This is a genomic window from Mesorhizobium sp. M1E.F.Ca.ET.063.01.1.1, assembly GCF_003998155.1.
Classification (GTDB): domain Bacteria; phylum Pseudomonadota; class Alphaproteobacteria; order Rhizobiales; family Rhizobiaceae; genus Mesorhizobium.
The window spans coordinates 1-8,454 of the sequence record NZ_RZSC01000218.1 but is presented as its reverse complement, the minus strand read 5'-3'; the positions used below and the strand labels follow the sequence as shown (position 1 = coordinate 8,454).

The 8,454-nt window shown below is 64.5% G+C and carries 12 protein-coding genes; 4 read left to right on the top strand and 8 right to left on the bottom strand.

The features are described 5' to 3' along the window. The 3 genes from EOA29_RS17005 to EOA29_RS16995 all read left to right on the top strand — a co-directional run. Nucleotides 1-529 (top strand): PD-(D/E)XK nuclease family protein (locus EOA29_RS17005; RefSeq protein WP_189478912.1); only part of this gene is annotated, 529 nt, incomplete at its 5' end. A gap of 75 nt (nucleotides 530-604) precedes the next feature. After that, entirely contained in the window at nucleotides 605-928 is a 324-nt protein-coding gene (gene trxA, locus EOA29_RS17000; protein ID WP_126090863.1) for a thioredoxin, read from the top strand. Nucleotides 929-1,058: 130 nt separating this feature from the next. Then, nucleotides 1,059-1,340, top strand: a complete 282-nt coding sequence (locus tag EOA29_RS16995) for a cupin domain-containing protein (RefSeq protein WP_126090864.1) — start codon at nucleotides 1,059-1,061, stop codon at nucleotides 1,338-1,340. A 15-nt stretch (nucleotides 1,341-1,355) separates the two neighbouring features. Here the strand turns inward: EOA29_RS16995 and EOA29_RS16990 are convergent, their stop codons facing one another. The 6 genes from EOA29_RS16990 to EOA29_RS16965 form a co-directional block, all read right to left on the bottom strand. Next, on the bottom strand, nucleotides 1,356-1,775 hold the full coding sequence (locus EOA29_RS16990; protein ID WP_126090865.1) for a VOC family protein: 420 nt from the start codon (nucleotides 1,773-1,775) through the stop codon (nucleotides 1,356-1,358). 49 nt (nucleotides 1,776-1,824) lie between these two features. Continuing rightward, complete coding sequence (locus tag EOA29_RS16985; RefSeq protein ID WP_126090866.1) at nucleotides 1,825-3,150, bottom strand: folylpolyglutamate synthase/dihydrofolate synthase family protein; 1,326 nt, start codon at nucleotides 3,148-3,150, stop codon at nucleotides 1,825-1,827. A 62-nt stretch (nucleotides 3,151-3,212) separates the two neighbouring features. Next, nucleotides 3,213-4,139: an acetyl-CoA carboxylase, carboxyltransferase subunit beta gene (gene accD, locus EOA29_RS16980; RefSeq protein ID WP_126090867.1), complete on the bottom strand. Its 927-nt coding sequence runs from the start codon at nucleotides 4,137-4,139 to the stop codon at nucleotides 3,213-3,215. A 38-nt stretch (nucleotides 4,140-4,177) separates the two neighbouring features. Further along, nucleotides 4,178-5,017, bottom strand: a complete 840-nt coding sequence (trpA, locus tag EOA29_RS16975) for a tryptophan synthase subunit alpha (RefSeq protein ID WP_126090868.1) — start codon at nucleotides 5,015-5,017, stop codon at nucleotides 4,178-4,180. Between the two features lie 2 nt (nucleotides 5,018-5,019). Then, the gene (trpB, locus tag EOA29_RS16970) at nucleotides 5,020-6,240 is read right to left on the bottom strand and encodes a tryptophan synthase subunit beta (RefSeq protein WP_126090869.1); all 1,221 of its coding nucleotides are present in this window, start codon (nucleotides 6,238-6,240) and stop codon (nucleotides 5,020-5,022) included. Nucleotides 6,241-6,331: 91 nt separating this feature from the next. Beyond that, entirely contained in the window at nucleotides 6,332-6,991 is a 660-nt protein-coding gene (locus EOA29_RS16965) for a phosphoribosylanthranilate isomerase (protein WP_126095679.1), read from the bottom strand. A 109-nt stretch (nucleotides 6,992-7,100) separates the two neighbouring features. Here EOA29_RS16965 and EOA29_RS16960 point away from each other — a divergent pair, with 109 nt between their 5' ends. Next, nucleotides 7,101-7,319 carry a hypothetical protein gene (locus EOA29_RS16960; RefSeq protein ID WP_126090870.1) on the top strand — a complete coding sequence of 73 codons (219 nt, stop codon included), beginning with the start codon at nucleotides 7,101-7,103 and terminating at the stop codon, nucleotides 7,317-7,319. A gap of 43 nt (nucleotides 7,320-7,362) precedes the next feature. On the opposite strand, the gene EOA29_RS16955 is transcribed toward EOA29_RS16960, so the two are convergent. Then, on the bottom strand, nucleotides 7,363-8,121 hold the full coding sequence (locus tag EOA29_RS16955; protein ID WP_126090871.1) for a M48 family metallopeptidase: 759 nt from the start codon (nucleotides 8,119-8,121) through the stop codon (nucleotides 7,363-7,365). A 120-nt stretch (nucleotides 8,122-8,241) separates the two neighbouring features. Next, on the bottom strand, nucleotides 8,242-8,454 hold a 213-nt coding region (locus EOA29_RS16950; RefSeq protein ID WP_127221174.1), incomplete at its 5' end, for a DUF2852 domain-containing protein.

Genomic DNA, 8,454 nt, shown 5'->3' with positions numbered 1-8,454 from the left:
GCCTAGCTTCGCGGTGATGCGCGGACTGGCCCTGCACAAATTGCTGCAGATGCTGCCTTCGGTCGCCAAAGGCGAGCGTAAGGACGCCGCGCAGCGCTATCTGGCGCGCGCCGGCGCCGATTGGCCGGCGGGGGAGCGCGGCAAGGCGCTGGAGGCGGTGTCTTCCATCCTCTCCGACGGCCGTTTCGACGCGCTGTTTTCGCCGTCCTCGCGGGCGGAAGTCGCGGTCATGGGCAGCCTGGAAGTGAAGGGCAAGCTGCGCTCCATCTCCGGCAAGATCGACCGGCTGGCCGTCACGTCGGAAAAGGTCTCGATCGTCGACTACAAGACCAACCGGCCGGCGCCGGCGAGCCTGGCCGAAGTACCGCCGGCCTATGTGCTGCAGCTTGCGCTCTACCGCGCCCTGCTCAAGCCGCTCTACCCAGGCCGCGACGTTACGGCTGCGCTGCTCTTCACCGAGGCGCCGCGGTTGATCGAGCTGCCGGCAAAGGCCATGGACGATGCCCTTGCCCGACTCACGGGAGCGTGACACAAGAACTGCTTGAACATCACCGCCACAACCACCACATTTGGTGCAACCCCGAGTTTTCGAAAGGATTTCAGCATGGCCACCGTCAAGGTCGACAAGGGCAATTTCCAGGCCGATGTGCTCAACGCCAAGGAGCCGGTTGTGGTGGATTTCTGGGCGGAGTGGTGCGGTCCGTGCAAGATGATCGGCCCGTCACTGGAAGAAATCGCCAAGGAGCTCGGCTCGAAGATCAAGGTCGCCAAGCTCAACATCGACGAGAATCCCGAGTTGGCCGCGCAGTACGGCGTGCGTTCTATCCCGACGCTGATGATCTTCAAGGGCGGCGAAGTGGCCGACATGAAGGTGGGCGCCGCGCCGAAGACCGCGCTGTCGCACTGGATCAACGGCAGCCTCGCCTGAGCCAATCCAAAGATTCGACGAATAAGCCCGGCCAATCGCGCCGGGCTTTTCTTTGGCGTCATCGCTGATGGCGCTCTGGCCCTGACGTCGGCGGGCCTCATCTCCTTTTCTTGGCGGAAAGGAGAGTCCCATGACCGGAACAGCCAAGGCCACCGTCTTTGTCGACAATGAGCGGGTCATCGTCACCGAATACCGCTTCGCCCCGGGCGCCAACACCGGCTGGCATCGCCACGGCCACGACTATGTCGTGGTGCCGCTGATGGACGGCAAGGTGAAGCTTCTGACCAAGGACGGCGAATCCTTCGCCGAGATGAAAAAGGGCGCGCCCTATTTCCGCAAGGAAGGCGTCGAGCACGACGTCATCAACGCCAATGACGGCGAATACGCCTTCATCGAGATCGAGCTGAAGTGAGTCGTTAAACCAGGCTCACCAGTCGGCGACGCGATTGCCGCCGGTGAATTGCGCGCTTTTTGCAGTATATTCGAACAGCTCGATCTTCACCCCATTGGGGTCTTTGACCCATGCTTGCCAGGTGTCGTCGCAGGCGAGCTTCTTCGGCGTGACCTCGACGCCTTTCGAGCGGATGTGAGCGATGGCCACGTCGATATCTTCCACCTCGAGACAGAAGTGGTTGATCTGGTTGCGCTCGCTGTAGCTGGCCTCGCTCTTCTCGAACACCTCGACATGGCTGCGGCCGCCGCAATCGAGGTAGAAGCCGAAGATCTTGCCGTCGCGCAGGAAATTGAACCTTGTGTCCATGCAGAGGACGTCCCGGTAGAAGCGGCGCGTCGCCTCCAGGTCATTCGCGAAGATGCAGACATGGGCGAGCTGCCTCACCTTGATCATGACCGGCTCCTTCCGGCCCCCGCCGAAATCCGCACCTGTTTCCTGATTTTCAGGTCGGCGGCGTGCCGTTCTCGTCCAGCACCGCGCCGGCGAAATAGAGCGAGCCGCCGATGAGAATCCGCGGCGGCGGGCCGTCCCAGGTGTCGCGCAGGAGCATCAGCGCATTGGCGACGGAGCCGACCGGCTCGGCCGACAGGCCGGCGTCGGCGGCGCGCAGCGCCAGCTCGTCGTTCGGCACCCCGGCGTCGCTCTTGCTCACCGGCACGGTGTAGACATGGCGGGCAAGCCCCTTGAAGGCGCTGAAATAACCGCTCTGGTCCTTGGTGTTGATCATGCCGGAGATGAGGATCAGCGGGCGCGGGTTCTTCTCTTCCTGCTCGGCCAGCGCCTCGGCGATGACGACGCCGGCACCCGGATTGTGGCCGCCGTCGAGCCAGATCTCGGCACCCTTGGGGGCCAGATCAACCAGCTTGCCTTGCGACAATTTCTGCATCCGGGCGGGCCAGGCGACTTGTGCCATCGCCTTTTCGGCAGCGCGGTGGCCGATCTCGAACCCTGCGGCCTTGACTGCGGCGATCGCCGCAGCGGCATTGGCGAATTGATAGCGTCCGGGCAGGCGCGGCAGCGGCAGGTCCATCAGGCCGTCCTCGTCCTGATAGACCATGCGGCCGTTCTCCTCGAAGGCCAGGAAATCCTGACCGTAAACGACAGTCGGGCAATCCAGCCGCTCGGCGGTCTCGATCAGCACCTCGAGCGCCGTCTCGCTTTCCTGTGCGCCGATCACCACCGGGCAGCCGCGCTTCATGATGCCGGCCTTTTCGGCGGCGATCACCTCGACGCGGTCGCCGAGATAGGCTTCGTGATCCAATGACACCGGCATGATCACCGAAACCGCAGGCCGCGTGATGACATTGGTGGCGTCGAAGCGGCCGCCCAGTCCAACCTCGATGATCGCAGCCTCGGCCGGATGCTCTGAAAACAAAATGAAGGTGACGGCGGTCAGGATCTCGAAGACGGTGATCTTCTGGCCCTGATTGGCCTTGGCGACGCGCGCAATGGCCTCGGCAAAGACCTTGTCTGCGACCAGCCTGCCGCCGCCCTCGGCCGCCAGCCGGTAACGCTCGTGCCAGTTCACCAGATGCGGCGAGGTATGCACGTGGACGAGATGGCCCGCCGCCTCCAGCAGTGCCCGCGAAAAGGCGGCGCAGGAGCCCTTGCCGTTGGTGCCGGCGATATGGATGACCGGCGGCAGCCGGTCCTGCGGATTGCCCAGGCGCTCGAGCAGGCGGGCGATACGATCCAGCGAAAGGTCGAAGCCTTTCGGGTGGAGCGTCATCAGATGTTCGATTGCGCGGTCGGCGGCGAGCGTTGTCATGGCGGAATCCTAGGCGCTCGACGTACCGGGCGCAATCGCGGTTCGCGGCGAACGACGTCGCGTCAGGCCTGCGGCCGCGCTTCTGCGTTGACGACAGCCGGCGGCAGGATCTCCGGCTCGACCGGCTTCTCAGCCTCCGGCACCTTGAGCAGCATCTTCAGCAGCCGCGCGATGGTCGGCCGCATCTCCAGGCGCGAGACCACCATGTCGACCATGCCGTGCTCCATCAGATATTCGGAGCGCTGGAAGCCGTCCGGCAGTTTCTCGCGGATGGTCTGCTCGATGACGCGGGGGCCGGCAAAGCCGATCAGCGCGCCGGGCTCCGCGATGTGAACGTCGCCCAGCATGGCGTAGGAAGCGGTGACGCCGCCCGTCGTCGGGTTGGTGAGCACGACGATATAGGGCAGCCCGGCTTCCTTCAGCCGGTCGACGCCGACCGTGGTGCGCGGCAACTGCATCAGCGAGAGGATGCCTTCCTGCATGCGGGCGCCGCCGGAGGCGGCGAACAGGATCAGCGGTCGCCTGCGCTGCAGCGCGACCTCGAAGGCGTGGACGATGGCATCGCCCGCCGCCATGCCGAGCGAGCCGCCCATGAAGGCGAAATCCTGCACGGTGACGATGACCGGCAGGCCTTCGATGGTGCCGGCGGCGTTGAGGATGGCGTCCTCCAGGCCGGTCTTGGCCTTAGCCTCCTTGAGGCGATCGGTGTAGCGCTTCTCATCGCGGAACTTCAGCGGATCCTGGACGACCTTGGGGTTTTCCAGCGTCTCGTATTTGCCATCGTCGAAGAAATATTTCAGCCGTTCCTTGGCCGAGATCTTCATGTGGTGGCCGGAGACCGGGATGACGAACTGGTTGGATTCGAGGTCCTTGTGGAAGATCATCTCGCCGGTCTCGGGATCCTTGATCCAGAGGTTTTCCGGCATGTCGGTGCGCCGGCCGAGCATCGAATTGATCTTCGGACGAACGTAGTTGGTGATCCAGTTCATGGCTTCGGCTCCTGTCCTGGAAGGTAGACGTAGTAAGACTATTCGGCCGCAGCAAGGCGGGCCGAGCGCACGCCCTGGGCCAGGCCGCTGACCAGAGTGGCGACGGCTTCGGCCGGATCGGCGGTCTTCTCGCCCTTCGGTCCGAGCACATTGGCGACCGCGTTGACGATCGCCGTGCCGACGACGACACCGTCGGCCGAAGCGCCGATCACCCGGGCCTGCTCCGCGGTCTTGACGCCGAAGCCGACGCAGACCGGCAGCACGGTGTGGCCCTTGATGCGCTTGACCGCCGCCGCGACCTTGGCCGTGTCGGCAAGGGCCGAGCCGGTGATGCCGGTCATCGAGACGTAATAGACGAAGCCGGAGGTGTTCTGCAGCACCTTGGGCAGACGCTTGTCGTCGGTGGTCGGCGTCGCCAGGCGGATGAAATTGATGCCGGCCTTCAGCGCCGGAATGCAGAGTTCCTCGTCCATCTCGGGCGGCAGGTCGACGACGATCAGCCCGTCGATGCCGCTCGCCTTGGCATCGGCAAGGAAGCGGTCGACGCCGTAGATGTAGATCGGATTGTAATAGCCCATCAGCACGATCGGCGTCTCGTCGTCGCCGGCGCGGAATTCGGACGCCATCTTCAGCGTCTTGACCAGCGTCTGGCCGCCTTTCAGCGCCCTGAGGCCGGCCGCCTGGATGGCCGGGCCGTCGGCCATCGGGTCGGAAAACGGCATGCCGAGCTCGATGATGTCGCTGCCGGCGCCCGGCAGTGCCTTCATGATGGCCAAAGAAGTGGCGTAGTCCGGGTCGCCGCCCATGAAATAGGTGACCAAAGCCGGACGGCCCTCGGACTTGAGCTTCGCCATGCGGCGGTCAATGCGGGTCGCCATCATCAGATCTCCATGCCCAGCATCTTGGCCACCGTATGCACGTCCTTGTCGCCGCGGCCGGACAGGTTGACGATGACGATCTGGTCCTTGTCCATGGCCGGCACGATCTTCATCGCGTGGGCGATGGCGTGCGCCGACTCCAGCGCCGGGATGATGCCTTCGACACGGGTCGTCAGTTGGAAGGCTTCCAGCGCCTCGTCGTCGAGGATCGGCACATATTCGACGCGGCCCGTGTCGCGCAGCCATGAATGCTCCGGCCCGACGCCCGGATAGTCGAGGCCGGCCGAGATCGAATGCCCATCGAGGATCTGGCCGTCGGCATTCTGCAGCAGATAGGTGCGGTTGCCATGCAGCACGCCCGGCTTGCCGGCGTTCATCGAGGCGCAATGCTCGACGCCGTCGAGGCCGCGACCGCCGGCCTCGACGCCGATGATGCGAACCTCCTTGTCGTCGAGGAAGGGATGGAACAGGCCGATGGCGTTGGAGCCGCCGCCAACGGCGGCGATGATGGTGTCTGGCAGCCGGCCTTCCTGCTCGAGCATCTGGGCGCGCGCCTCGGTGCCGATCACGGACTGGAAGTCGCGCACCAGCTCCGGATAGGGATGCGGGCCGGCGGCGGTGCCGATCAGGTAATAGGTGTCCTCGACATTGGTGACCCAATCACGCAGGGCCTCGTTCATGGCGTCCTTCAGCGTGCCGTGGCCGGCGGTGACCGGCCGCACCTCGGCGCCGAGCAGCTTCATGCGGAAGACGTTCGGGCTCTGCCGGGCGACGTCGGTGGCGCCCATGTAGACGACACACGGATAGCCGAAGCGCGCCGCGACGGTGGCCGAGGCGACGCCGTGCTGGCCGGCGCCGGTCTCGGCGATGATGCGCTTCTTGCCCATGCGCTTGGCGAGCAGGATCTGGCCGAGGCAGTTGTTGATCTTGTGCGAGCCGGTGTGGTTCAGGTCCTCGCGCTTGAAATAGACCTTGGCGCCGCCGAGATGTTTTGTGAGGCCCTCGGCGAAATAGAGCTTCGATGGCCGCCCGGCATAGTGGGTGGACAGGTTCTGCAGCTCGGCCTTGAACTCCGGGTCGTTCTTGGCCTTGTTCCACTCCACTTCGAGATCGAGGATCAGCGGCATCAGCGTCTCGGCGACGAAACGGCCGCCGAAAATGCCGAACATGCCTTGCTCGTCGGGCCCGGTGCGGAAGGAATTGGGCATAGCCGGCTTATTCATCGCCGATCTCCTGAGTCTTAACTTCTGAGCATGTCCCTGTCGGAAAACCGGTTCCCACGTTTCCGGGACATGCTCGGGTTTGAAAACTTCCTCAGGCGGCGCGATCGTCGCGCGCGGCCCTGACGGCCCGAAAAAACTGCTCGATCAGCGCCGGATCCTTGACACCCGGAGCGCTTTCCACGCCGGACGAGATGTCTATTCCGGGCGGGTTGGCCAGTCTCAGGGCATCGCCGATATTGGCGGCGTTGAGCCCTCCGGAAAGCATGTAATCGACGCCGCCGTCAAGGCCGGCAAGGATGCGCCAGTCGAAGGCGACGCCGTTGCCGCCCGGCAATTGCGAACCCTTCGGCGGCTTGGCGTCGAACAGGAACCGGTCCGCGATACCGATATACGGCTTTATCCGTCCGAGATCCGAAGCCTCGCTGAGCGGCAGCGCCTTCATCGCCGGCAGGCCATAGCGCCCTTTAAGCTCCGCCACCCGTTCCGGCGTTTCGGCGCCGTGAAGCTGCAGCATATCGGGCCGCACCTTGGCGATGATCTCATCGAGGAAGGCATCGTCGGCGTCGACGGTGACGGCGACCGCCCTGGCCTTGCCGCTGGCAGCCTGGCGCAGACGGCCGGCCTCGGCCGGATCGACAAAGCGCGGGCTTTTGGCAAAGAAGATGAAGCCGACATGGTTCGCGCCGCCGGCAAGGGCAGCGGCCATCGCGGCGTCGGTCTTCAATCCGCAGATCTTGATGTCGAGCGTCATGGCGCGGGATTGGCACGAAAAGCCGCGAGAGTCGAGAAAAAGCATGCTGTTGCCGGATGATCAGAAAGCGCTAACTTGAATTTAAGGCAATGCAGGCGGGAGCAGACAAATGGCCGACCAGACCGTCGCCGAACTCAGGCAGAAGATCGCGCAAGCGCGCGAGGTGATCGCGCATCTGATGGAGAAGTCCGACTTCAACGGCGCCGAGGCGCACCGGGCGCTCGACTATTTCGGCAGCGACGCCTTCGACCGGAATTTCCTGCCGTGGCCGCATCAGGGCGAAGAGGGGCTGAAACCGGAGGAGCTGAATGCGGCGAATGATGATTGAACGGCCCGCGCCCTGAAACCCGGCTGGCGCGCCGGCGGTTTTCCTACTCAAACACGATCGCCTGCAGGGCGCCGCCGTTGCGCTTCAGCCAGTCCTTGCAGCGGTCGGTGTCGGGGCAGAGCTTTTCGCACAGCTTCCAGAATTTCGGGCCGTGGTTCATCTCTTTCAGATGCGCCACCTCATGCGCCACCAGGTAATTGATGACCGGCGGCGGCGCCATCATGATGCGCCACGAGAAGGAGAGATTGCCCTCCGAGGTGCATGACCCCCAGCGGCTGGAGGTATCCTTGTACCGGATCGCCTTGGCGCGCTTGCCGATCGCCTCGGTATGCTTGACCACCAGCTTCTCGATCTCGCGCTTGGCCTCGCGCTTCAGATGGTCGGCAATGCGGCGCGGCAAGTGGATGCGCTCGCCATGGACGATCAGCAGCGGGCCACGCTCGTCGCGCGAGACGGTGACGGTGCCGCGCTTTGCCGGCTCATGGACGATGCGGTGCGGCACGCCGCGAACCGGAATCTTGATGCCCGGCCTTACCTGTGGACGTGTCGGCACCTTGGCCAGGCGCTGCTCCAGCCAGTCCTGATGGCGGTCGAGGAATTTCTCCACCTCGCCACGGCGCAGACCGGGCGGCACGGTGATGCGCAGGCCCTGGCCGCCGGAATCGATGCGCAGCGTCAGCCGCCGGGCCCTGGCGCTCTCGACGATCTTGAGCGGCAGCGTGCGGCCGGCGACGCAATGCTCGCGCTCCACGACGGGCTTGGGCTTTGGCTTGGTCAGGTTGCGAAAGAAGCCGAGGGTCATGGCTGGACGATACGCGATTCGAGGAAAACGGCCAGAGGAGTGAGGCCACATGGAGAACAAAAAAGAAACGGCGCCGCTCACGCGACGCCGTTGTGTCAAGCTGAGACCTGTCGCCTGGTCTCAGTCGTCGAGCAGGTTGGTGCCCTTGCCGCGCTTCGGGGCGGTTTTTCCGGTCGTATCGCTCGTTGTGGTCGGCGCGGTCGACTTGCTGCGGTTCGCCATGAAGCGGTCGAACTCTTCCTGGTCCTTGGCGCGGCGCAGCTCGCGGGCATATTCGTCGAACTCGGTCAGCATCTCGTCGAGCTTGCGGCGCTCCTCGGCGAGGCGCTCGAG